Here is a 23,775-nt window from a genome sequence, read left to right on the forward strand (position 1 = left end):
GCTCATCCTCGCATCAGCCGAGCGTCGCGAGGGCGAGGTTCAGCTGCAGGACGTCCACCGCCGGTGCACCGAGGACGCCGAGCTCGCGGGACTCCGTGTGCTCCTCGACGAGCTTCCGCACGTCGTCGTCGCTGAGCCCGCGAGCCGAGGCCACGCGCTGCACCTGCTGGAGCGCGTACTCCGGGCTGATGTCCGGGTCGAGGCCGGAGCCCGACGCCGTCACCGCGTCGGCGGGCACGTCAGACGGGTCGACGTGGTCGGCCGCGGCCACGGCCGCACGGCGGGACTCGATGGCCTTCTCCAAGTCGGGGTTCGACGGCCCGAGGTTCGAACCGGACGAGGCGTTCGCGTCGTACCCCTCGTCGCCGGCGGCGGACGGTCGCGACTGGAACCAGCGGTCGGCCTGCTTCCCGGTGAAGGACTGGCCGATGAGGGACGACCCGACGGGCTTGCCGTCCCGGGACACGATCGAGCCGTTCGCCTGGTCGTGGAAGGCGGCCTGGCCGACGCCCCAGACGGCGAGCGGGTAGGCGATGCCGAGCACCACGGTGGCGAGGAGGGTGAGCCGGACGGCGACGCCGAGCGAGCGGAGGGACGAGCGAGATGTGGTTGCCATGACTAGAACCCCGGGAGGAGACCGACGACGAGGTCGATCAGTTTGATGCCGATGAAGGGGACGATCACGCCGCCGACCCCGTAGAGGAGCAGGTTGCGGCCGAGGATCGACGACGCCGATGCTGCGCGGTACTTGACGCCGCGCAGGGACAGCGGGATGAGCGCCACGATGACGAGCGCGTTGAAGATCACGGCCGACAGGATCGCGGACGACGGGCTGTGCAGGCCCATGACGTTCAGCGCGGCCAGGCCGGGGAACGCCAGCTGGAACATCGCCGGGATGATCGCGAAGTACTTCGCGACGTCGTTCGCGATCGAGAACGTGGTGAGCGCCCCACGGGTGATGAGCAGCTGCTTGCCGATCCGGACGACGTCGATGAGCTTGGTCGGGTCCGAGTCCAGGTCGACCATGTTTCCGGCCTCCTTCGCCGCGGTCGTCCCGGTGTTCATCGCGACGCCGACGTCCGCCTGCGCCAGGGCCGGGGCGTCGTTCGTGCCGTCGCCCGTCATCGCGACGAGGTTCCCGCCGTCCTGCTCCCGCTTGATGAGCGCGAGCTTGTCCTCCGGCGTGGCCTCGGCGAGGAAGTCGTCCACACCGGCCTCGGCCGCGATGGCCTTCGCCGTCCGCGGGTTGTCCCCCGTGATCATCACGGTGCGGATGCCCATGCTCCGCAGCTCGCCGAACCGCTCGCTGAGCCCGTCCTTGACGACGTCCTTGAGGTGCACGACGCCGAGCAGCGACACGACGCCGTCGGCCGAGCGACGCCCGACGACGAGCGGTGTCCCGCCCTGGTCGGAGATCTCCGCGATGCTCGTCTCCAGCGCAGCCACGACACCGCTCTCGGGGGTTCCAGCCCAGGCCATGACCGCTGAACCGGCACCCTTCCGCACCGACGACCCGTCCGGCAAGTCCATGCCGGACATCCGGGTCTGCGCGGTGAACGGCACCTCGACGGCCCCGTCAGACGCGTCCACGACGACCCCCGCCTGCGCCGCGAGCTCCACGATCGAGCGGCCCTCGGGCGTGCCGTCCGCGGCACTCGAACGTGCTGCCGCCTCCATCAGCTCCGCCTCGGTGACGCCGGGCACCGGGACGACCCGCGACGCCCGACGGTTGCCGTACGTGATCGTGCCGGTCTTGTCGAGGAGCAGCGTCGTGATGTCCCCGGCCGCCTCGACCGCACGGCCGGACATCGCGAGGACGTTGTGCTGCACGAGCCGGTCCATGCCCGCGATGCCGATCGCCGAGAGCAGCGCGCCGATCGTCGTCGGGATGAGGCACACGAGCAGGGCGATGAGCACCGGGACGCTGACGTCGGCGCCGACGAGGCCCGCGATGGGCTGCATCGTCAGGCAGACGATGACGAAGACGATCGACAGCGACGCGAGCAGGATGTTCAGCGCGATCTCGTTCGGCGTCTTCTGGCGCGCGGCTCCCTCGACCAACCGGATCATCCGGTCGATGAAGGTCTCACCCGGCGTCGAGGTGATGCGCACGACGATCCGGTCGGACAGCACCGTGGTGCCCCCGGTGACGGCGCTGCGGTCACCACCGGACTCCCGGATCACCGGTGCGGACTCACCCGTGACGGCCGACTCGTCGACCGACGCGATCCCGTCGACCACGTCGCCGTCGCCGGGGATCACCTCGCCCGCGACCACGACGACCACGTCCCCCTTCGCGAGGTCGACGGATGCGATCTCCTCCGTGTCCGCGGCGAGCGCCGACGGGGCGGACGTGTCGTACCCGAGGACGCGGCGAGCCGTGGTGGTCGAGCGCGTCTTCCGCAGCGCCTCCGCCTGTGCCTTGCCGCGCCCCTCTGCGACGGACTCCGCCAGGTTCGCGAACACGACGGTCAGCCAGAGCCAGACCGCGATGGCGATCGTGAACGCGGACGGCTCGACGACGGCCGCCGCCGTGGTGAGGGCTGCGCCCACCTCCACGATGAACATGACGGGGTTCCGCCACATGAGCCGCGGATCGAGCTTCCGGAGTGCGCCCGGGAGGCCCGACACCAGTTGCCGGGGTCCGAATGCGGACCGGTGCGTGGCCGGTTCCGAGGTGGTGTGCGACTCCGGTACGGAGGTCACGGATGTCATGACAGTCCTTCTGCGAGGGGACCCAGTGCGAGCACCGGGAAGTAGGTGAGTGCGGTGACGATGACGGCGACGCCGCCGAGCAGGCCGATGAAGAGCGGCCGGTGGGTGGGGAGCGTGCCGGCGGTCGCCGGGACCTTCTCCTGGGACGCGAGCGAGCCGGCGAGCGCCAGGACGAAGGCGATCGGCACGAAGCGGCCGAGCAGCATCGCGACGCCGAGAGCGGTGTTCATCCAGGTGGTGTTCGCGGTGAACCCGCCGAACGCCGAGCCGTTGTTGTTGCCGGCACTCGTGAACGCGTAGAGCAGCTCGGACAGCCCGTGGTTGCCGGGGTTGAACAGCGAGGTGCCGATCGTCTGTTCGCGGACGCCGGGGATGACGAGCGAGAGCCCGGTCCCGAGGAGCACGACCGTCGGCGTGACGAGGATGTACAGCGCGGCGTAGGTCATCTCGCGGGCGCGGATCTTCTTGCCGAGGTACTCCGGCGTCCGCCCGACGAGCAGCCCGCCGATGAACACCGTGATCACGGCGAGGACGAGCATGCCGTAGAGACCGGAGCCGACCCCGCCCGGGGTGACCTCGCCGAGCATCATGTTGACGAGTGCCATCAGCCCGCCGACCGGGGTGAAGCTGTCGAACATGCCGTTCACCGCCCCGGTCGAGGTGGCCGTCGACGTCGTGCCGAAGAGCGTCGTGCCGAGGATCCCGAACCGGACCTCCTTGCCCTCCATCGCAGCGCCTGCCGCCTGCGTGGCCGATCCACCGCCGGCGAGCTCGGCGATGGACATCACCGAGAGCGAGACGAGGAACAGGACGCCCATCACGACGAGGATCGCGCGACCCTGGCGGCGGTCGCCGACCATCGTGCCGAACGTCCGGGGCAGGCTGAACGGGATGACGAGCATCAGGAACACCTCGACGAGGTTCGTCCACGCGTTCGGGTTCTCGAACGGGTGCGCCGAGTTCGCGTTGAAGTAGCCGCCGCCGTTCGTGCCGAGGAGCTTGATCGCCTCCTGCGACGCGACGAACCCGTCCGGGATGTGCTGCGTGCCGCCGACGAGCGTCGTGACGTCGGTGCCGCTCCCCCACGACTGGATGACGCCACCCGCCACGAGCACGATCGCGAACACGAAGGACAGCGGCAGGAGCAGCCGGCCGGTCCCCCGGACGACGTCCACCCAGACGTTGCCGATCGTGCCCGAGCGTCGGCGGGCGAACCCGCGGACCAGGGCGACCGCGACGGCGAGCCCGACGGCTGCCGACAGGAAGTTCTGCACCGCGAGGCCGGCCATCTGGACCGAGGAGCCGAGCGTCGCCTCCGGCGAGTACGACTGCCAGTTCGTGTTCGTGACGAACGACACCGCGGTGTTGAAGGACAGCGCCCATCCGACGTTCGGCAGCCCGAGCGAACCAGGCAGCACCGACTGGATGCGCTGCAGGACGATGATGACGACGATCCCGACGGCGCTGAACAGCAGCACGCCGCGCAGGTACGCGCGGGACGACTGCTCGGCGTCCGGGTCGACCCCGATCACCCGGTACACGAGTCGTTCGACCCGGCCGTGGTGGGTGGACGTGAAGACCCGCGCCATCCAGTCACCGAGCGGGCGGTGGCAGACGGCGAGCAGCAGGACGAGCACGGCGACCTGGGCGATGCCGGCCCAGGTCGTTGCCGCGCTGCCCATCAGAACTGTTCTGGACGCACGAGCGCCCAGACGAGGTAGACGACCGCGGCGATGCCGAGGACGGCGGCGGCGATGGTGATGCCGAGCACGAGGACTCCTGGAGATCTGGAGGTCCGCGACCGGTGCCGTGGACCGCACCGTGTGTGGTGCCGGATCCGATGCTGGATCCGGAACCGGGCCTCCAGGCCGTTCCTAACGCGCTCCTAACGGCCCGCGGCGCGACGCATGCGCCCCGCTAACGTCAGCGCTGCATCCCGGAGCGCTCGCGGGCCCTCGATGGAGAAGCCGGCGTCGAAGCCGGCGAACCGAGCGGCCAAGGCCGTCCACGACCACGAGCCGATCGTCAGCCGGCACCGGTCGCCATCGAGCTCCTCGAGCACCGCGTCCGCGTCGAGGTAGGGCGCGATCGACCCCGCCGGCACCGCGAGGACAGCTGTGCCGGTGCACGGCCACTCGTCCGCCCCGGTGGAGCCCTTCGCCCTCGCCGCGAGGAAGCCCGCCGCATCTCCGCCCGGGACGGGTCGCGGCGTGAACCGGACGCCCGTCGGCGCCCGCGGGTGCATCCGGTCGATGCGGTAGGTGCGCCAGTCGTCCCGCTCCGGCACCCACGCCAGCAGGTACCACCGGCCGTTCCTGGCGACGACCGCGTGCGGCTCGACCCGTCGCGACGGGCGGCCGTGCTGGTCGCCGCCCCACGCGGAGTCGTAGTCGAAGCGGAGCACCTGCCGGGTGCGCACGGCGTCGGAGACCGCGACGAGCACCCCGGGGTCGACCGTCGTCGTGCCGGGGGTCGTCACCACGTCCACGGAGTCGATCCGGTGCCGCAGGCGCGAGGGCATCACCTGTCGGACGGCCCCCAGTGCCCGCGCTGCCGCCTCGGCGATGTCTGCGCCGGACGCCGGTGCGACGGCGAGCGCGAGGGCGATCGCCACGGCCTGCTCGTCGTCGAAGAGCAGCGGCGGGAGTTCCGATCCGGCGGACAGCCGGTAGCCGCCGGTCGGCCCGCGGAGCGCCTCGACCCGGTAGCCGAGCTCCCGGAGCCGATCGACGTCACGACGGACGGTTCGCGGGCTGACCTCGAGCCGTTCGGCCAGGACGTCACCCGGCCAGTCCCGGTGCACCTGCAGCAGGGAGAGGAGCGCGAGCATGCGCGAGGACGGTCCGGACACGCATCAAGTGTCCGTCGAGAAGCGGACATGATCTGACCGCATTGCCGAGCAGACTCACTCCCATGACGATCACAACCACTCCGCACCTCAACTTCGACGGCAACGCCCGCGAGGCGCTCGACTTCTACGCGAAGGCCCTCGGCACCGAGCCGGCGACCATGACCTACGGCGCGATGGGCGCCACCGACGACCCGGCGTGGGCCGACCGGATCGTCTGGGGCCAGGTCCAGACGGCGAGCGGCATCCGCGTGATGGCGTTCGACGTGTGGCCCGGGCAGCCCTACGACCAGGGCACGAACGCCTTCTACGTGTACCTGAGCGGCACGGACGCGGACGAGATCACCGCTGCGTGGGAGGGGCTCTCCGACGGCGCCGAGATCCGGCAGCCGTTCGGTCCCGCCGCGTGGTCGCCCCTCGCCGGGCAGCTCCGCGACAAGTTCGGCGTGATCTGGGCCCTCGACGTGGCCCCGGAGCCCACCGACCACTGAGCGACGCCTGCGTCGGCATACTGGGCGGATGGGGGACACGACCACCGCTGCCCAGCAGGCCAGGAAACGGAAGCTCCGCGGACGACGAGAGCTCCGGAAGAACCTGCGGCAGCAACTGGACTGGCGCGGTCGACCCGTTCCGCCGCTCGGCTGGTACATCGCCGCGCTGGCCGTCGCCTGCGGCATCGCCTACGGCGTCCTGCACGACCGCGGCGACGCTGATCCATCCGGGATCGGCGTCGTCGTGGCCGGTGCCGCCGCCGGAGTGCTCTGGGGCGCGATGGTCATGGCCGTCGCGCCGCCGATCATCGCCGTCCCGGTCATCGTGGCGGGGATCTTCGTGTTCGGGCCGCTGTTCGGCTCTGCGTACCCGAGCGCACTCTCCGCGTGGATCACGAGCACGGTCGCCGGCTGGTTCGTCGGCATCGCGATCCGGTACCGCACCGTCGGACGCCGTCGACCGCCGCCGGCACAGCCGCTCGTCGACCGCACCCGTCCGCGCCGGAAGGCCCCGATCGGCAAGTCGGAGCGGAGCAGCCTGGTGTCGTCGGCGATCGCGGGCGTCGGGTTCCTCGCCCTCCCGGTGCTGCTGTTCGTCGTCCCCACTCCCCGGTTCCTCACCGGGTGGCTGCTGCTCGCCGGGTTGGCGCTGGCGTGGGCGATCCCGACTGGATGGTGGAGCGCGAGGGCGCAGAGTCACCACGCTGTCGGTGGTGCACCGTTGCAGGCAGCGACCTGGGGCGTCTTGTTCAACGCATGGGGTGCGGCCGGTGCGCACGGCATGCCGTTCGCACTCACCGCGGGGCTGGGCGGCGTCGCCATCGGCTTCGTTCTGCGCCGGCTCTGGGAGGCCCGGGTCGGCCGCTACCCCCGGCAGCGACCGGCTCCGTGAACCGGATTCGTCACCTCGCGGAACGGGAATCTGTCTCCGGCGCCCAGGTCGACACCGTCACGGCGGCGGTGACCGTCGTCGGGGCGAAGACCGCGTCGGGAGCGACGTGGTGGTGGCTCGGGCCCATGTGCACGACGTCGTGGACGTCCTCGGCGGACAGGTCCATCGTCCAGGTCAGGTCCTCGGACGAGCGCTGCACGAACGACGGCGTGAGGGAATCGTGCAACCGCCGTTCCTTCTCGGGGTCGACGCTGATCGTCGCCTCGGCGAGTTCGGCCAGGTGCCCGGTGCGTGGCGTGACGACGACGAGCACGCCGTCCTCGTGCAGGACCCGGGCGTACTCGCGCTGGTTCCGCGGGGCGAACACGTCGAGGACGACCGCGGCAGCGCCGTCGACGATCGGCAGCCGCTCCGTGACGTCACCGACCACTGCGCCCGCCGCCACGTGCATGCGAGCCGCCCGGCGGATCGCGACGGCGGACAAGTCCAACGCCACCCCGAGCCTCCCGTCCGCCGCGCGCAGCGCATGGGCCAGGTAGGTCCCCGGACCGGAACCGACGTCGAGGACGATGCCGGGTGCGGCGGCGGACGCGACCACCGCGGCGAGCGCCCGCTCGACGGGTGCGTAGTGCCCGCGACCCAGGAACCGGATGCGGGCGTCGACCATCTCCGGCGTGTCCGCGGTGAGCGCACGGCGCTTCGTCGGCAGGAGCGTCAGGTGGCCCTGCTTCGCCTCGTCGAAGCGGTGCCCGTTCGTGCAGCCGGCCTGGCCCGCCCCCGTCCGCGACAGCGGCTCGGTGCACACGGGGCAGGCGAGCACGGGGAGCAGGTCGTCACGCACGCCGTCCAGCGTACGGGCGTCGGTAGCCTGGCCGGATGTCGCTGCAGCAGCTCTTCGGTCTCGACGGACGCACCGCACTCGTCACCGGCGGCAGCTCGGGCATCGGGCGGGCGATCGCCGGGGCGCTGGCCGACGCCGGAGCCCACGTCCTCGTCGCTGCCCGGACGGCGGCGACCATCGATGAGGCCGTCGCGGAGGTCCGCGCGGCAGGAGGCGCCGCGGACGGCGTCGTCGCGGACCTGTCGACCCGCGGCGGAGCACACGCGCTCGCTGACGCCGTCGGGGACGTCGACGTCCTCGTCAACTCCGCGGGGATCAACCTGCGGCCACCGATGCCCGACCTCGACGAGGACACGTGGGACACCACGATGGCCGTGAACCTCGATGCCCCGTTCGTCCTCGGACAGCGCCTCGCGCCCGGCATGGCGGCGCGCGGCTACGGCCGGATCATCGGCATCAGCTCGCAGCAGGCCCACCGCCCCTTCGCCGCCAGCGGCGCGTACGGGGTCTCCAAGGCCGGACTGGAGGCACTGGCCAGGTCCCAGGCAGAAGCCTGGTCCGGGCAGGGGGTCACCTCGAACGTCCTCGTGCCCGGGTTCGTGCAGACGCCGCTGAACCGACGGCTCAGCTCGGACCCGGCGACCGTCGAGCGCCTGGCAGCGCGCACGCTCGTCGGACGGAACGGCCTGGCCTCGGACTTCGCGGCGGCGGCGGTCTTCCTCGCCGGACCCGGGTCTGCCTACGTCACGGGGCAGTCGATCGCTGTCGACGGCGGCTTCTCCGTCCACTAGAACGTGTCTCGTCGTGGGTCGCGAGCGCGCGGGCGATGAGTAGGTTTGTTCCGTGGATTGGCGTGAAGACCGCATCGGAGCGGCACATCGCGGCGAGAACCCGACCGTGCTGGCCGAGCTTGCCGGCGGCTTCGCGGTCATCGGGGACGCGCAGTTCCTTCCCGGCTACTGCGTGCTGCTCGGGAAGGATCCATCGGTCACCGCCCTCGCCGACATGCCCCGAGGTGACCGAGTGCAGTTCCTGGCGGATGCCGATCTGCTCGCCACCGCTGTCGAGCGCGCATGCCGGGCGATCGACCCGGCGTTCCGACGGGTGAATCTCGACGTGCTCGGCAACGCGGACGCGTTCGTCCACGCCCACATCTGGCCACGGTACGAATGGGAGCCTCAGTCGTTGGTGACCCGTCCGGTCTGGCTCTACGAGCCCGATCGGTGGCTCGACCCTCGGACCGCGCTCGGCACCGAACACGCCGGACTGCGCGCGCGCATCACGACTGAGCTCGATGTCCTCGCGAACGCTGACACGGTGCGCATCAGCGGATGACGACGGTCAGGTGGCGCCTCGACGCGACCACGGCGCTGTCGACGGCGGCTTCTCCGTCCACTAGTTTCGGCTCATGGCCGTCATCCACAACGCCGAACTCCGTCCGTCGAAGACCGAGGCGATCGGTGGATGGCTGCCCGATCAGCCGTGGAGCGGGGTCGAACCCGGCGCCGAGGTCGTCGTCGACGGGCGCTTCCGGTTCGACGACCCGGACGGCGAGGTCGGCGTGGAGACGTACCTCGTGCACGTCGGGGAGGGCCCGGTCCTGCACGTGCCGCTCACCTACCGCGGCGCCCCGCTCGCCGGCGCGTCTGACTTCCTGATCACCGAGATGGACCACTCCGTGCTCGGTCGACGCTGGGTGTACGACGCCGCGGGCGACCCCGTGTACGCCGACGTCCTCCGTCGTGCGATCGCCACCGGCGGGCACGAGGCCCGCCTGGAGGCAGCCGTCGCGTCCGACGCCCCGCCGCCGTCGCTCGGGTCGGCGGTCGGCAGTGGCTCCGCATCGTCGTCGCCGACGGTGCACGTGGTCTCGCCGACGACCGACGGCGCGCTGACCACGATCGGGGACCTCGTCATCGTGCGGGTCGTCGGGACGCCCCTGCCCGACGGTGAGACGCTCACGGCGACCTGGGCCGGCTCGGAGCCCACCGTCGTGGCGACCCTGCGCGCCTGAGAGGTACGGCCAGGACCTCGTTGTCCGCGCCGGGTCCTGGCAGGATCGAGGACGTGAAGACACTGGAGTTGCCACAGACGGACCTCACCGCATCCGACGTCATCGTCGGCCTGATGCGGATCAACGACATGAGCGACGAGGACATCCGCTCGCTCTACACGGCCTCGCGCGACGCGGGCGTGACGATGTTCGACCACGCCGCGGTCTACGGCGGGTGGCACGGCTGCGAGGAGCGCTTCGGCGCAGCGGTCACGCTGTCACCGTCCGAACGTGCCGCCATCCAGCTGCAGACGAAGGTCGGCATCCGGCCGACGGACCACGGCGCGTACTTCGACTTCTCGTACGACCACATCATGGAGTCCGTGGAGGAGTCGCTCGCGGCGCTCCGCACCGACTACATCGACGTCCTGCTGCTGCACCGCCCCGACGCCCTCGTCGAGCCGGAAGAGGTCGCGAAAGCGTTCGACGAGTTGCACGCCGCCGGCAAGGTCCACCACTTCGGCGTCTCGAACCACACCCCCGGGCAGGTCGAGCTCCTGAAGAAGTTCGTCACGCGGCCGCTCGCCTTCAACCAGGTGCAGCTGAGCATCACGCACGCGAACGTCATCACGCAGGGCCTCGCGGCGAACATGGGCGGCCTGGACCAGTCGATCGACCGCGACAACGACATCCTCAACTACTCTCGCCTGCACGACATCACGCCGCAGGCATGGTCGCCGTTCCAGAAGGGCTTCTTCGACGGGGTCTTCCTCGGCGACCGCGAGCAGTACGCGGAGCTCAACGACGTGCTCGAGGAGCTCGCATCGGCGCACGGGGTCACCCCGACGGGCATCGCCGTCGCGTGGATCACCCGGCACCCCGCGCACTTCCAGGTCGTCCTCGGCACGACGAACCCGCAGCGCGTGCGGGACTCGGCCGCCGGCTCGGACGTCGAGCTCTCGCGCGAGGAGTGGTACCGCGTGCTGACCGCCGCCGGGCACACCGTTCCCTGAACCACCTGTTCCCTGAACCACCTGCGAACGGGCAGGGTGGGATCGTGCTCGACGATCTCACCCTGCCCGTTCCGCTGTCCGCTCACGCCGGCTCGTTCATGCTGCGGTCCGCGGTGTCCGACGACCTCGATGCGCTGATGGCGCTGCTGTCCGACGACCCGATCAGCGCCGCGCGCGGGGACGTCGCCGCTGCGGGTGACCGGGAGGCCTACGCTGCCGCGCTCCTCGCGATCGTCGAGGACCCCGCGAACGCGCTGCTCGTCGTGGTCGACCTGACGGGCTCGGTCGTGGGGACGATGCAGCTCACCCGGATCCCCGGCATGGCCCGTCGCGGCTCGACCCGGCTGCTCGTCGAGGCCGTGCGCGTCTCGTCCGCCCTCCGGTCGAGCGGCATCGGGAGCGCCATGATGCGATGGGTGACCGACGTCGCCGCACCCGCGCTCGGCGCGTCCCTCGTGCAGCTGACGTCCGACGCCGCACGCACGGACGCCCACCGGTTCTACGAGCGCCTCGATTTCACGGGCTCCCACGTCGGTTTCAAGTACCGCGTCGAGCCGTCCTGAGCAGCATGAGCGGCGCCCCACGCTCCGACCGGGGTTGCACCCCCTGGCGAACATCGCACCCCGTCACGACGGGGTGCGATGTTCGTGTGCGGGTGCGATCACCGCAGAGTTCTGCTACTCCGGGTCGGACGGGGACGGGGTGGGGATCGGGGCGAGGAACAGGGACGGCGCAGCCGGGTCGGCAGCGGCACCGCTGACGACCTCGACCGCGATGTCCAGCCCGTGTGCGGGGTCCTCGTCGAGCTCGAGGCCGTTCTCGGACACCTGGTCTTCGGGGATGGCGCGGCCCTGCGAGGGATCGAACGCGCTGCTCATCGACATGGGACGAGCATGCCCGTCCCGTATGAGCAGCGCCTCAGAGCCGCCCGTCGGCAGCGATGAGTTCCAGCTGGGTCAGCTCCACGTCCGTTCCAGCGGTGAACGCGAACGACGCCCCGCCGCCGGTGATCGGGAACACGCGGGTCTGGCCTGCCCACTCGAACACGGCGTCGGTGACGTCGACCGAGGACGACCCGAGCGCGACGTGCCACGAATAGGTCCCCGGCGCCGCGGCGGTCACCGTGTAGAGCGACGCCGACTCGATCGACACGTCGAACGACACGGTCGTCCCCGCGGCGAGCGCCGTCACCGTCCGTCCGGTGTCGTCCGTCAGCGCGGACGACCGCACGGGGAGGACGTCCGTCGGGGTGTCGCGGTACCCGTGCACGTCGGACGCCGAGACGGGTCGCGTGTCCGACGCCCAGCCCGTCGGCGTCTCGGACAGCTCGACGACGATCGACGATGCGCCGACCACGACCGCGTGCGAGATGCTGACGGACGTCCAGGGCGAGCCGTCGACGGTGACCGAGGCGACGAACCGACCAGCGCGAGTGGTCTCGATGACGGTGGACGAGCCTCCTGGGGGTCGCAGCACCGACCGGCGGACCGCCGGCGGCACGATCACGTAGGAACCGCTGGCCGGTGCCAACGGGTACAGGCCGATGGTGGCGAAGACGTACCACGCGCTCATCTCGCCGTTGTCCTCGTCGCCCGGGTAGCCCTGGCCGAGGTCGGACCCGACGAAGAGCCGGTCCAGCGCCGACCGGACGACGCGGTGCGCGTCGTCGTGGCGCCCGGTGAACATCGGGAAGAACGGGATGTGGTGCGCCGGCTGGTTCGACAGCCCGAGCATGCCGATCCGGACGTCGCGGGCCTCGGTCATCTCGTGGATCGGGACGCCGTAGTGCCCGGCACGGTCGGTCGCGCCGGTCTCCTGCGTCGCGAAGAACCGGTCGATCGCGGCGTCGAAGCCCTCCGGCCCCCCGTGCAGGTCGACGATCCCGGAGCCGTCGTGCGGGGCGGTGAACATCGTGCCCCACGCGTTCGTCTCGGTGTAGTCGCCGCCCCACTGGTCCGGGTCGTAGCCCTCGCCCTCGCGCCACTGCCCGTCGGGGGTCCGTCCGATGAAGAACCCGCGGCGACGGTCGAACAGGTTCCGGTACTGCAGGGACCGACGGGCGAACCACTCCGCCTCTGCCGTGTACCGCTCGCGTTCCACGGCGTCGGTGGTCCGGTCCGCCAGGGCGGTCGCCATCACCGAGACGCTCCAGTCGTTGATCGCGGCGTCGAGGGTCCAGGACATCCCCTCGGACGTGTCGGTGTCGACGTGGCCGCGGAACGCACCCGGGAGGCTCCCCTTCCGCCCGACACGCTCGTCACGCGGCGGGACGGTCGCGTTCTTCACGGCGCTCCGGTACGCCTGCTCCAGGTCGAACCCGTCGACACCCTTCGACAGCAGGTCCCCGAAGACGGTGTCGCTCGTCGTGCCGGTCATGCAGTCCTCTGCGCCGGGGGCGCTCCACCGCGGGGTCCAGCCGCCGTCGTGGAAGTGCTGGACGAAGCCCTGCGCGAGCTCGCCAGCGGTGTCCGGGGTGAGGAGCCCGAGGAGCGGCCACGCGGTGCGGTAGGTGTCCCAGAAGCCGTTCGTGGTGGTCATCGCACCATCGACGATCTCCGGCCCCGGCTCGTCGCGGATCGGTTCGGCGAGGACGTCGCCGTACGGGGAGCGGTAGTGCGGCGCACCCGTCAGGGCCGTCTCCCCGGCGCGGTTCGGGTAGAGGAACAACCGGTAGAGGCCCGAGTAGATCGAGGTCAGCTGGTCCTCCGTGGCACCGTCGACGTCGAGCGTCGCGAGCTTCTCGGTCCACTCGCGCTCGGCCCGCTCGCGCATCGCGTCGAAGGGACCGGCGGCGTCGAGGTTCGCGCGGGCGTCCTCGTACGAGACCGTCGAGATGCCGAGGAGCACGTCGGTGTCCCCCTCGACGCCGATCCAGCCGCGGAGCTGCTGGTCCGTGGTGGTCGTGTGGTCCGCCGTCGCGCCGGGCACCCGGACGTGCACGAAGTGCGGGGGCGTGCCGGGTCGGTCGTCGAGGTGCGCCTCCACGATCGCGGTGCCGTCCTCGATGCGCACGGTGGACTCGAGCACCCGGCCGTGGTGGTCGAGCACGATGCTCCTCGTGCCGGTGAAGCGGAAGCCCAGGGCGAACTCGCCGGGGGTCATCTCCGCGGTGACGCCGTGCTCGAGCGCGACGCCGTAGCGGTGCGGGCCGTCGAGCTCGTCGTCGTGGTCGAACGCCAGGGCCCGTGCGACACGGTCGACGTCCGGCGACCCGAGCGGGGACGGCATCACCTGGAAGACCCCGCGGTCCCCCATCCACGGCGACGGGATGTGGCTCGTGGCGAACGCCTGGATCGCGGGGCGGTTGTCGCTCGCCCGGTTGTGCTCCTGGTACGCGTACGGCCAGCGGTTGCTCGCCGCGTCGGTCATCGGCAGGCCGAACACCCCGCCGTGCGGGAGCCCGACGAGCGGGGCGTTGTTGCCGCGGGAGAACCGGGAGGACGCCTGCGTGCCGCGGGTCGTGCGGACGTGGTCGAGGGGACGGGTCGCCGCGGGACGACGGGGCTGCTCGATCCGGACGTCGTCGAGCCAGCCACGGAGCCCGGTGACCGGCGCGCCGGAGCCGAGCCGAGCCTCCAGGCGGTCGACGACCCGACCCGCGAACGGCGTGAGGTCCACCGCGCGACGGTTCCACTGGTCGACCCAGGCCTTGCGGGCGGTGTCCTGCGCCTCCGCGGTCAGCGCGTCGCCGTACTGGTCCGCTGCCTGCTCGCTGAGCCGGGTGCCGTCGTCGAAGACGATGTCGAGCGTGAACGCCGTGGCGTCCCAGAAGTGGTCGAGGTCCTGCTCCTCGGGCTCGGACCCGCCGTCCGGGAGGGTCCGCTCGGGGAACCACACCCACGAGAGCTCGTCGCCGGACTCGATCGTCCGCCCGGCGAACCCGGGCACGATCGCTTCCGGCTCGTCCACCAGGAACGCCTCGAGGGACGTGAAGCCGACACCGTTCTTCGCGGCGACGGCCGTCGTCGGGCCACCGCTCCGTTGCAGTTCTCGCACACCCCCACCCTATTTGCTCCAGCGGATGGACGAAACCCGTTGCCGCCGGCGCGCGCGAGTCTCGCATTCAGCGACAGTTCACGCGGCGCGGGGCCCGAGAACTGTCGCTCAGCCCGAGACTCGGGGCCGGACGCTCAGGCGTCGGCGATCCGGGCGAGCCAGTCGCGCATCAGCGCCCGCTCCGACGGCGACAGGGCGGCGAGCGCGTCGTCGTCAGCGGCGAGCTGCACGGCCGCGGCGTGCGACCCGTGATCGACCTCCGGCGCCGCCGTCAGGATCGCGAACGCCAGCGCATCCCACGCCGCAGCGACGAGCGCCGGGTCACGCTCCTCGGCCGGCGTGCCGATCAGGTCGAGGACGACGCCGACCCCGATGGCGTGCACGAGCGACACCGCGCGAGGCTCGGGGACCCGGAGCCGTCCGGCGAGCGCCACGCGGTGGATGCGCTCACGGAGGACCGCGATCCCCTGGTCCTCGGTCGTCGAGTGCGAGCGCAGCGGGTCCGAGAACAGCGCCGTCAGCCCGGGGTTGGCGAGCCCGAACGCGATGTGCGCGTCGAACGAGTCGCGGAGGTGCTCGACGGGGTCGACGTCGTCCGGAACCGTCTTGCCGGCGACGTATGCGGCGAAGACACGGTCGGCGACGGCCTCGAGCAGACCGTCCTTGTCGCCGAACTGTCGGTAGATCGTCGGCGCCTGCACCCCGGCGGCGGCCGCGACGGCTCGGGTGGTGACCCCGGCCGGCCCGACGTCGGCGAGCAGATCGGCGGCGGCGTCGACGATGCGATCACGGACGGAGTCGGTCATGGATCAACGATAACGGATGCTTGTTAGCGCTGTGTTTACAGTGTTACGCTCACGGCGTTTCCAACGATAACGAAGGGTTGTCCCCATGATCATCGTCACCGGCGCCACCGGAGCACTCGGCTCCGCCACCGTCCGCGCACTGCTCGACCGCATGCCGGCGGACCAGATCGGCGTCAGCGTCCGCGACACCGCGAAGGCCGCCGACCTCGCCGCGACGGGCGTGCGCATCCGGACGGGTGACTTCGCCGACCCCGCATCGCTGGCCCGCGCCTTCGAGGGCGCCGACCGCGTGCTCGTCGTCTCCGGCTCGACGCTCGGGCCCGACGGCGTCGCCATGCACGCGGCAGCCGCTCGGGCTGCGGCGGACGCCGGCGCCGAACGCGTCTTCTACACGGCCCACCAGAACACGAAGGCGGACTCCCCCGTCGCGTTCTCGGTCGACCACGCCCACACCGAGGCCGCACTCGCCGAGATCGGCACGCCGTGGACCTCGCTCCGCAACGGCTTCTACGCGCACACCGTCGGCTGGCTCATCGCCGGCGCCACGGAGACGGGCGAGTTGCTCCTGCCCGAGGACGGCCCGATCTCGTGGACCGCTCGCGAGGACCTGGCCCTCGCGGACGCGGTCCTGCTCACCGACGGCCCGACGTTCGACGGACCGACACCAGCACTCACGGCGACCGAGGCCGTGACCTTCGAGGACGTCGCCCGGACCCTGTCCGAGGTCACCGGCACGACCGTCCGCCGCACCGTGATCGCCGACGACGAGTGGCTCGCCCGGCAGACCGCCGCCGGCATGCCCGACGCCGCGGCGCAGATGATGCTCGGCATGTTCCGCGGCGCCCGTGCCGGCGAGTTCGACGAGGTCGACCCACTGCTCGCCCAGCTGCTCGGCCGCGAGCCGGTGTCGATCAGGGCGATCATCGAGCGCACGCTGGCCTGACGCCGGCCCGTCAGCCCTTGTTGTGGCCGGGGGCGTTCTCGGAGTTGCCGGGGCCGCTGTTGCTGAGCGGGGTCTGCACCGGGAGCGTGGGCTGCACCGACGGCTCCGGCCCGTTCGAGGGCTCGGTGGGCTGCGACGGTTCGACCGGCTGCGAGGGCTCCGGTTCGACGGGCTCGGACGGCTGGGGCTGCACGGGCTCCTGCGACGGCTGCTCCTCGGGCTGCGACGGCTCGTCGCTCGGCTGCTGCTCGGTCGGTGCCGTCGAGCTCGACTCCGTCGGCGCGGGCGTCTCGTCGCCCCCGCCGAGCGCGAGCACCGCGGCCACGATGCCGGCGAGCACGAGCACCCCGACGATCACGAGCGTGATCACCAGGCCGCGGCGGCGCTTCTCCACCGGGGGCTCCGACGACACGGGTGGGGCCGACACGGGTGCGCCGCCTCCGCCGGTCGGACCACCCGATCCGCGTTGTGCGCCGAGCACGGTGGTCGCCACGTCGTCCGGACCAGACGGACTGGAGGCCGTGCTCGCCGGCAGCACGCGTGTCGCGTCGTCCGCGGGCCGGCTCGCGGGCATCGCCTGCGTCGCGACGTCGGCCTGCGCCGCTCGCGCGGTCTCGGCCCCAGCGGCAGCGCCGGCCACTCCGGCGGCCGCAGCCGCCGCTGTCAGGGTGCCAGGGCCTCCAGGCAGGAGCTGGGTGGCGGGCGCTCCGTCGTCGTACGAGAGTGCGCGCAGGCGTTCGGCCGCCTCGGTGGCGGACGGCCGCTCGGCCGGGTCGGTCGCCGTCATGACGTGCAGGAGCACGCGCCAGGCCGTGGGCAGGGCGGAGTCGATCTCCGGCGAGCGCGTGAGCCGCGCGGTGGCGGACTCGACGGCGCTGCCGGGGAAGGGCATGCGACCCGACAGGCACTCCAGGAGCACGAGGCCGAGCGAGTAGACGTCGGACTTCCCGCTGATCCCCTGGGCGGTGACCTGCTCCGGAGCCAGGTAGGCGGCCGTCCCCATGACGGTGCCGGTCCCCGTGACCCGGGCGGCGTCGCGGAGCAGCGCGATGCCGAAGTCGGCGAGCTTGACGTGCGAGCCGTCGGCTTCGAGGAGCACGTTCGCGGGCTTCACGTCGCGGTGCACGATGCCCTGCGCGTGCACGGCGGCGAGGCCGTCAGCGACCTGGGCGCCGACGCGGGCGGTGGTGGGACGGTCGAGGGGCCCTTCGCGGAGCCGCGTGGCGAGGTCGCTGCCGGGGACGAGCTCCATCACGAGGTACGAGTCGCCGTCGGCGTCGTCGAGTGCCGCGTCGTACAGCGTGACGAGCGCCGGGCTCCTGAGGCCCGCGAGGACCTGGATCTCTGCCTCGGCACGCGCCCGCTCCCCGTGGTCGACGGGGCCCATCCGGAACACCTTGACCGCGACCTCGCGGCCGAGCTGCTCGTCGACCGCGCGGTACACGGACGCCATCCCACCGTGACCGAGCGTGCCCGTGACCCGGTACCTGCCGCCGAAGACCCGTTCTTCCATGCCGGGCAACCTATCGGCTGTTCCTGACGGACGGGGTGACTCCGGCTGCCCGGAGCCACCCCGCTGACCTACAGCAACCGCAGGATCGCGCCCGCGAGGGTCGCGAGTGCCGTCAACAGCCCGAGGATCTCGAGCACGAGGACGAACCGCCCACGATCGCCGTCACGATGCCGATGTCTCGCCATCGCCGGCCTCCGTTCCCAGGGCAGGAGACCGCGGTCCGAGCTCCCCTACCGGATGGCCGGAGGGTCGCGTAGACTCGAACACCGAGGCGGTTCGAGTTACTACGCAACTCAGACCACTGACCTCTTCACGAGGTGAGATCAGCCCCCGGTTGCAGCCGGGGGCTTTTCTCGTGCTTCTTCGAGTCCGGCCGGGCTTCGCCTGGATTCCCGGCCGACCCTTGATCCTCGCGCGATCCGCGAGCGCTCACGAAGCCCTGTGGACATCGCCGGGACGGCGGTGGACGGCTGTGAGGTACAGCCGGTGGGCAGTGATCACGAGCGCGAGCCACGCCAGCCCGAGGGCCCACGCCGCGAGCACGTCGGTCAGCCAGTGGTGCCCCAGGTACACGCGCGACAGCCCGATCGACACGACGAACACCGCACCGAGGACCACCGTCCAGACCCGGGTCACACGCCGGGACTCACGGAGCAGCAGCAGGTACACGATCGTGCCGACGACGACCGTCGCGTTCAGGGTGTGCCCGGACGGGAACGAGGGCGAGTGCTCGTACGGCGGGACGGCGTCGGCGAGCGGGGGACGCGCACGCCCGATGAGGTCCTTGCCCGCGATCGTCATGAGCAGCGATCCGGTGCTCGCAGCGACGAGGAGCACCACCGGGGTCCAGGCCCGGCGCTGGATCGTGAAGCCGACGAGGAACCCGAGCGCGACGATCGGCATCCCGATCGTGCCCGCGACGTTGGTCCACCAGGTCACGGCGGTGTCGAGGCCAGGCGAACGGAGCGTCATCATCCAGTCGAGCACCGGACGGTCGAGCACGGCGACGTCGTCCGCTTCCCGGACGGCGTCGTAGACCTCGGAGGCGATCCACGTGCACACCGCGGCGATGCCGATCCCGATGACCAGGGTGACGATCAGCAGGGGCAGCGCACCGAAGCGGTCGCCCAGCCGCGTCCACACGGTGGCGGATGCGCGCCCGGCGCGCGTCCGCCAGGTGGTCAGGTCGACGTCGCCGACCGACCGTTCCTCGGTACGTGCTGCTTCGTCGTCCATCGGTCCACCCTGCCCGAGGACGATGTGCGCGTCGCGTCAGCCCGTCGTCAGTCCTTCGCGCTGCCGTAGTCGTCGACGATCGCGACGGACAGCGGGAACGTGATCGGGAACGACCCGAACAGGATCCGCCCGGCGTCCGCGGCGGCCGCGTCGACCTGCTCGGCGACCCACGGCGCGTCGGCTTCCGGCACGTGCAGCACGATCTCGTCGTGCACGAAGAACACCAGGTGCGCGCCGTCCCGGACCGGCCCGTGGTACCGCGCGGCGAGCCGGGTCCGCAGCGACGCCATCCACGACAGAGCCCACTCGGCCGCCGTCCCCTGCACCACGAAGTTCCGGGTGAACCGTCCCCAGCTCCGGGCACGCGACTCCACGGCGCGCTGCATCGCCGCAGTGCCGTCGACCGACCACGCGCGGTTCCGTGCTGCGAACCACGACGACTCCGGGATCGGCGACGTCCGCCCGAGCCGTGTCGTCACCGGCTCGCCGCGTTCCCCCGCCGCCGCCGCACGCGACACCAGGTCCAGCGCGCGCGGGAACGCCCGAGCGAGCCGTGGCACGAGCCGACCGCCCTCACCCTGGGTGGCGCCGTACATCGCGCCGAGCATCGCGCCCTTCGCCTGCTGCCGGGTCTCGACCGCTCCGGATGCGACGACGCCGTCGTAGAGATCGCGACCGTTCCCCGCCGCGGCCATCGCCTGGTCGCCGGCCATCGCCGCGAGCACCCGCGGTTCGAGCTGTGCGGCATCGGCGACCACGAGCTTCCACCCCTCGTCGGCGACCACAGCCGGCCGGACGAGCTTGGGGAGCTGCATCGCCCCGCCACCGTTCGCTGCCCAGCGCCCGGTGACGACACCGCCGACCGCGTACTCCGGGTGGAACCGACCGTCCTGCACCCACTCGTCGAGCCACGACCAGCCGTTCGCGGTGAGTAGCCGGTACAGCCGCTTGTACTCGAGCAGCGGTTCGATCGCCGGGTGCTCCAGGCGCTGGAGCTCCCACTTCCGGGTGCTGTCCACCACCAGACCCGCGCGGCGGAGGGACCGCAGCACGTCCGCCGGTGAGTCGGGGTTCAGGGCGGGGTCGTCGAGCCGCTGTCGGAGGACCACGGCGATCTCCTCCAGCCGCCGTGGTCGGACGCCGTAGGGCACCCGCGGGCCGAGGGCGTCCTCGAGCAGGCGTTCGTGCACGTCGGCACGCCACGGCAGCCCGGCGAACCGCATCTCGGCGGCGACGAGCGCCCCGGCGGACTCTGCGGCGAGGAGCAGTCGCAGTGCTCCAGGATCGGACGCACCGGCGACCGCCGCGAGTTGCGCACGGAGTTCCGCGACCGGGTCGGCGGCGTCCGCGGGGCGGGTCCCGTCGAGGAGTGCGTCGTCGAAGAGCTGCGCCTGCGTCGCGCGGACGACGCGTTCCTGCTGCGCGGGCGCGTCCCAGCTCCCTGCGGGTGCGGTGGCGAGGGCCGACCCGCGCGCGGCCAGCGCCGTGCGCAGGATGCGATGGCACAGCCGCAGGTCGACGCAGCGTGCCACCCGACCACCACCGCGGAGCACGAGCGGGTACCAGCGCGCGGTGTCGTCCCACACCCATCGGACGCCTGGTGCTTCCCGCGCGGCGACGAACGCCGGGAGTTCCGGGTCGGGAACCGCGACCGGCTCACCGCCCGGGTCGCCGGAGTCGGTCAGGGGCGTCGCGAGGACGCCACCGTCGACACGGCTGAGGACGAGGTGCACGGAACGATCATGCCGTGCCCCACCGTCCCCGCCGAACTGGTGGCGACGGCGTCGGTCGAGTCCGACGTCCTATCGCTCCTGGGTGCGCTCCGTTCCACCGGGTCGCACGGCAGCGGAGTCCGCGACGTCGATGCGCACGGTGCCGTCGGGTTCCTCGGAGACCTCGACGCGCGGCGCTTCGTCGTGGGCGTCCGAACCGGACATCCGGCGCAGCGTGTCGTGTCGACGTTCCTCGAAGGACATGTCGACACCGTCGGCGAGGTGGTCGCGATCTGGCTCGGTCATGCCGACGACGGTACGCCAGGCGACCTGGTCCGGCTCACGCGATCGGCGCGGTCCCGGTGCGCTCGGTCCAGTGCCCGCCGTCCGCCCACCGGTCGTGGACGGCCTGCTGCACACGCCCGGCGGGACGTGCGGCACGCGCCGCGGCGAGCCCGGTCCCGAAGACGAACTTCGCCGCGCTGTCGTCGCCCTCGGTCGCGTCGTGCGGGCCGGGCGGGAGCAACCGGAACCGTCGGGCGAACCGGACGACGTTGGCGTCGGGTCCGAGTGCGGTCGCGAGCCCGGGATCGAGGAGCCACGACCGGCAGGACCACGACGTCGCGCCGTGGCCCGGTGCGAGCCGTCGGAGCAGGTCAGGGGCGTCGGCGAACGCCCGGTCGCAGGCGACCGGGTCCAGCGGCCCGGTCTCCGGGACGTGCACGCTCCACGTCGGCGTCCCGTCCGGCAGGTGGGCACCGAGTTCGAACTGGAGGCGCCCCACTGCCACCACGCGTCCGGTCGCGACCGCGCAGAACCAGTCCAGCCCGGTCCCCCGGATCCCGTACCGGTCGCGTTTGCGTGCGACGTCGGCGGTACTCGCGGACGCCTGTTCGGCGGTCGCCCCGTGGGCGGCGAGCCACGTGGCGGTCTGCGGGAGGACCGCGTCCACGGCCGCCATCGCGAGCGCGTCGCGCTCGACCGGCGGGGCGTCGGCGACGCTCGCCGCGAGGTCCGCGGCGAGCGCCCCCGGGTCCTGGAGGCGACCGATCGCGGAGGCGAGCAGCGCGACGGAGCCGGGGCGGGCCTCCCGGCTCACTTCAGGCCGGACGAGGCCAGCCCGTCGATCACGCGACGCTGCAGGACGATGAACATGATGAGCACCGGTGCCATCGCCATCAGGCTCGCGGCCATGAGCACCGGGTAGTCGATCGTCCGGTCGCTCGACAGCGTCGCGAGACCGGCGGCGAGGGGCATGTCCTCGGCGCGGGTCGACACGACCAGCGGCCAGAGCAGCTCGTTCCACGACCACAGCACCGTCGTGATCGCGAGCACGCTGATCGAGGGCCGGGCGAGCGGCAGCATGATCCGCCAGAACACCTGGAACGGGTTCGCGCCGTCCATGCGCGCCGCCTCTTCGAGCTCCGGTGGCATGTTGAGGAACGCGGTCCGCATCAGGAACGTGCCGAACGCACTGAACAGACCGGGCGCGACGATCCCGGCGAGGGTGTCGAGCCAGCCGAGCCCCTGCACGATCTGGTACTGCGAGATCAGGTACACCTGCGACGGCACCAGGAGGATCGACAGGACGATCCCGAGCAGGACCGCGCGACCGCGGAACCGCATCCGGGCGAAGGCGTAGCCGGCCAAGGTGCACAGGATGATCTGCGCGATCGTCCGGATGATCGTGACGTACACCGACGTGCCGAGCTGGCTGAGGAACGGCAGGCGCTCGAAGACCTCGGCGAAGTTGTGCCACTGGAGCTCGCCGGGCCAGAACGTCGGGGTGACGGACTGGACCTGCGCGTTCGTGGACAGCGCCATGATGATCTGCCACAGGAACGGGAACGCCATCGCGAACCCGCCGATGCCGAGGACGACGTGGATCCACCAGTGGGAGCCGCCGCGGCGGCCAGGGCGCTTCCCGGTCCTGATCGTGGTGGTGGTCATGACTGCACCCACTTCTTCTGGAACCGGAACTGCACGAGCGTCACGATGCCGATGAGCACGAAGATGATCATCGCGATCGCGGCCGCGAAGCCCTTGTCGTTGTCGATGAACCCGGCGCTGTAGAAGTAGAAGACGAGTGACATCGTCTTCGGGATCACCGGGTTGGTGCTGCCGAGGATGGCGTAGAGCAGGTCGAACAGCTGGAAGCTGGAGATCGTCGTGACGATGACCACGAAGAAGATGCTCGGCGTCAGGAGCGGCACGGTCACGGAGCGGAACTGGCGCCAGCGACTGGCGCCGTCGAGCTCGGCCGCCTCGTACAGCTCTGGCGGGATGTCCTTGAGGCCGGCGCCGAGGATGATCATCGAGAAACCGAGCGACGACCACAGGCCGACGAGGCTCACCGCGACGAGCGCGAAGCCCGGGGTCGAGATCCAGTACGGGCCGTCGATGCCGAACAGCCCGAGGAACCAGTTCACGATCCCGTAGTCGCCGTTGAACATGATCCGCCAGACCAGGGCGATCGCCGCGGGCATCGCGACGTAGGGCAGGAAGAACAGCACGCGGTAGAACTGCGCGAACCGCAGACCAGGGGTGTTCAGCAGGCTCGCGAGCCACACCGCGATCGGGATGCCGACGAGCACGATGGCCGTGTAGATCACGGTGTTGAGCAGCGACTGGTACAGCTGCGGGTCGGACAGCAGGCGACCGTAGTTGGCGAGACCCGAGAACGTCGCGCCGCCGAAGACGCCCCACGTGGTGAACGAGTACCAGAACGTCTGGAGGATCGGCCAGATGTAGAACGTGCCGACGCCGATGAGCAGCG

24 protein-coding genes are annotated in these 23,775 nt (G+C 71.6%); 8 read left to right on the forward strand and 16 right to left on the reverse strand.

Going from position 1 to position 23,775, the window contains the following annotated elements; genetic code table 11:
* Positions 1-13: 13 nt before the first annotated feature.
* The 5 genes from kdpC to QK288_RS01855 form a co-directional block, all read right to left on the reverse strand.
* Positions 14-616 carry a potassium-transporting ATPase subunit KdpC gene (gene kdpC, locus QK288_RS01835; protein WP_281266114.1) on the reverse strand — a complete coding sequence of 201 codons (603 nt, stop codon included), beginning with the start codon at positions 614-616 and terminating at the stop codon, positions 14-16.
* A 2-nt stretch (positions 617-618) separates the two neighbouring features.
* Positions 619-2,715: a potassium-transporting ATPase subunit KdpB gene (gene kdpB, locus QK288_RS01840; RefSeq protein ID WP_281266115.1), complete on the reverse strand. Its 2,097-nt coding sequence runs from the start codon at positions 2,713-2,715 to the stop codon at positions 619-621.
* The gene (kdpA, locus tag QK288_RS01845; RefSeq protein ID WP_281266116.1) at positions 2,712-4,397 is read right to left on the reverse strand and encodes a potassium-transporting ATPase subunit KdpA; all 1,686 of its coding nucleotides are present in this window, start codon (positions 4,395-4,397) and stop codon (positions 2,712-2,714) included. Before kdpA ends, kdpB begins: the two co-directional genes overlap by 4 nt.
* Positions 4,397-4,486 (reverse strand): potassium-transporting ATPase subunit F, encoded by a 90-nt coding sequence (locus QK288_RS01850; protein ID WP_281266117.1) that lies wholly within the window; start codon positions 4,484-4,486, stop codon positions 4,397-4,399. Before QK288_RS01850 ends, kdpA begins: the two co-directional genes overlap by 1 nt.
* 114 nt (positions 4,487-4,600) lie before the next feature.
* Positions 4,601-5,566 carry a WYL domain-containing protein gene (locus QK288_RS01855; protein ID WP_281266118.1) on the reverse strand — a complete coding sequence of 322 codons (966 nt, stop codon included), beginning with the start codon at positions 5,564-5,566 and terminating at the stop codon, positions 4,601-4,603.
* A 62-nt stretch (positions 5,567-5,628) separates the two neighbouring features.
* Between QK288_RS01855 and QK288_RS01860 the strand changes: the two genes are divergently transcribed.
* Both QK288_RS01860 and QK288_RS01865 read left to right on the forward strand, forming a co-directional pair.
* Complete coding sequence (locus QK288_RS01860) at positions 5,629-6,054, forward strand: VOC family protein (RefSeq protein WP_281266119.1); 426 nt, start codon at positions 5,629-5,631, stop codon at positions 6,052-6,054.
* A 28-nt stretch (positions 6,055-6,082) separates the two neighbouring features.
* A complete protein-coding gene (locus QK288_RS01865; protein ID WP_281266120.1) occupies positions 6,083-6,946 on the forward strand; it encodes a hypothetical protein in 864 nt (287 codons plus the stop codon).
* Between the two features lie 10 nt (positions 6,947-6,956).
* Here QK288_RS01865 and QK288_RS01870 read toward each other — a convergent pair whose 3' ends face one another.
* On the reverse strand, positions 6,957-7,787 hold the full coding sequence (locus QK288_RS01870; protein ID WP_281266121.1) for a putative RNA methyltransferase: 831 nt from the start codon (positions 7,785-7,787) through the stop codon (positions 6,957-6,959).
* A gap of 35 nt (positions 7,788-7,822) precedes the next feature.
* Here QK288_RS01870 and QK288_RS01875 point away from each other — a divergent pair, with 35 nt between their 5' ends.
* From QK288_RS01875 to QK288_RS01895, 5 genes are all read left to right on the forward strand, one after another.
* Positions 7,823-8,578, forward strand: a complete 756-nt coding sequence (locus tag QK288_RS01875) for an SDR family oxidoreductase (RefSeq protein ID WP_281266122.1) — start codon at positions 7,823-7,825, stop codon at positions 8,576-8,578.
* A 52-nt stretch (positions 8,579-8,630) separates the two neighbouring features.
* Positions 8,631-9,122 carry a diadenosine tetraphosphate hydrolase gene (locus tag QK288_RS01880; protein WP_281266123.1) on the forward strand — a complete coding sequence of 164 codons (492 nt, stop codon included), beginning with the start codon at positions 8,631-8,633 and terminating at the stop codon, positions 9,120-9,122.
* Positions 9,123-9,195: 73 nt separating this feature from the next.
* Positions 9,196-9,801 carry a hypothetical protein gene (locus QK288_RS01885; RefSeq protein WP_281266124.1) on the forward strand — a complete coding sequence of 202 codons (606 nt, stop codon included), beginning with the start codon at positions 9,196-9,198 and terminating at the stop codon, positions 9,799-9,801.
* A 53-nt stretch (positions 9,802-9,854) separates the two neighbouring features.
* Positions 9,855-10,793 carry an aldo/keto reductase gene (locus tag QK288_RS01890; protein WP_281266125.1) on the forward strand — a complete coding sequence of 313 codons (939 nt, stop codon included), beginning with the start codon at positions 9,855-9,857 and terminating at the stop codon, positions 10,791-10,793.
* 44 nt (positions 10,794-10,837) lie between these two features.
* Positions 10,838-11,356 (forward strand): GNAT family N-acetyltransferase, encoded by a 519-nt coding sequence (locus QK288_RS01895; protein ID WP_281266126.1) that lies wholly within the window; start codon positions 10,838-10,840, stop codon positions 11,354-11,356.
* A 114-nt stretch (positions 11,357-11,470) separates the two neighbouring features.
* Here QK288_RS01895 and QK288_RS01900 read toward each other — a convergent pair whose 3' ends face one another.
* The 3 genes from QK288_RS01900 to QK288_RS01910 all read right to left on the reverse strand — a co-directional run bounded on the left by QK288_RS01900 (position 11,471) and on the right by QK288_RS01910 (position 15,595).
* Positions 11,471-11,677 (reverse strand): hypothetical protein, encoded by a 207-nt coding sequence (locus QK288_RS01900; RefSeq protein WP_281266127.1) that lies wholly within the window; start codon positions 11,675-11,677, stop codon positions 11,471-11,473.
* A gap of 34 nt (positions 11,678-11,711) precedes the next feature.
* Positions 11,712-14,789, reverse strand: a complete 3,078-nt coding sequence (locus QK288_RS01905; protein WP_281266128.1) for a GH92 family glycosyl hydrolase — start codon at positions 14,787-14,789, stop codon at positions 11,712-11,714.
* 134 nt (positions 14,790-14,923) lie between these two features.
* Positions 14,924-15,595 (reverse strand): TetR/AcrR family transcriptional regulator, encoded by a 672-nt coding sequence (locus QK288_RS01910; RefSeq protein WP_281266129.1) that lies wholly within the window; start codon positions 15,593-15,595, stop codon positions 14,924-14,926.
* Between the two features lie 85 nt (positions 15,596-15,680).
* Between QK288_RS01910 and QK288_RS01915 the strand changes: the two genes are divergently transcribed.
* Complete coding sequence (locus QK288_RS01915; RefSeq protein ID WP_281266130.1) at positions 15,681-16,538, forward strand: NmrA family NAD(P)-binding protein; 858 nt, start codon at positions 15,681-15,683, stop codon at positions 16,536-16,538.
* 10 nt (positions 16,539-16,548) lie between these two features.
* Here the strand turns inward: QK288_RS01915 and QK288_RS01920 are convergent, their stop codons facing one another.
* The 7 genes from QK288_RS01920 to QK288_RS01950 all read right to left on the reverse strand — a co-directional run bounded on the left by QK288_RS01920 (position 16,549) and on the right by QK288_RS01950 (position 23,611).
* Positions 16,549-18,051 carry a serine/threonine-protein kinase gene (locus tag QK288_RS01920; RefSeq protein WP_281266131.1) on the reverse strand — a complete coding sequence of 501 codons (1,503 nt, stop codon included), beginning with the start codon at positions 18,049-18,051 and terminating at the stop codon, positions 16,549-16,551.
* 429 nt (positions 18,052-18,480) lie between these two features.
* Complete coding sequence (locus QK288_RS01925) at positions 18,481-19,287, reverse strand: phosphatase PAP2 family protein (protein WP_281266132.1); 807 nt, start codon at positions 19,285-19,287, stop codon at positions 18,481-18,483.
* A gap of 47 nt (positions 19,288-19,334) precedes the next feature.
* Positions 19,335-21,020, reverse strand: coding sequence for a bifunctional 3'-5' exonuclease/DNA polymerase (locus tag QK288_RS01930; RefSeq protein WP_281266133.1), 1,686 nt, complete (start codon positions 21,018-21,020; stop codon positions 19,335-19,337).
* Between the two features lie 69 nt (positions 21,021-21,089).
* The gene (locus QK288_RS01935) at positions 21,090-21,305 is read right to left on the reverse strand and encodes a multidrug transporter (RefSeq protein ID WP_281266134.1); all 216 of its coding nucleotides are present in this window, start codon (positions 21,303-21,305) and stop codon (positions 21,090-21,092) included.
* A 34-nt stretch (positions 21,306-21,339) separates the two neighbouring features.
* On the reverse strand, positions 21,340-22,098 hold the full coding sequence (locus QK288_RS01940; protein ID WP_281266135.1) for a hypothetical protein: 759 nt from the start codon (positions 22,096-22,098) through the stop codon (positions 21,340-21,342).
* Positions 22,095-22,949, reverse strand: coding sequence for a carbohydrate ABC transporter permease (locus QK288_RS01945; RefSeq protein WP_281266136.1), 855 nt, complete (start codon positions 22,947-22,949; stop codon positions 22,095-22,097). The genes QK288_RS01940 and QK288_RS01945 overlap by 4 nt, the downstream gene beginning before the upstream one ends.
* Positions 22,946-23,611 (reverse strand): sugar ABC transporter permease, encoded by a 666-nt coding sequence (locus QK288_RS01950; RefSeq protein ID WP_281266137.1) that lies wholly within the window; start codon positions 23,609-23,611, stop codon positions 22,946-22,948. Before QK288_RS01950 ends, QK288_RS01945 begins: the two co-directional genes overlap by 4 nt.
* Positions 23,612-23,775 lie beyond the last annotated feature (164 nt).

It is taken from the genome of Curtobacterium sp. 9128, assembly GCF_900086645.1.
Classification (GTDB): Bacteria; Actinomycetota; Actinomycetes; order Actinomycetales; family Microbacteriaceae; genus Curtobacterium.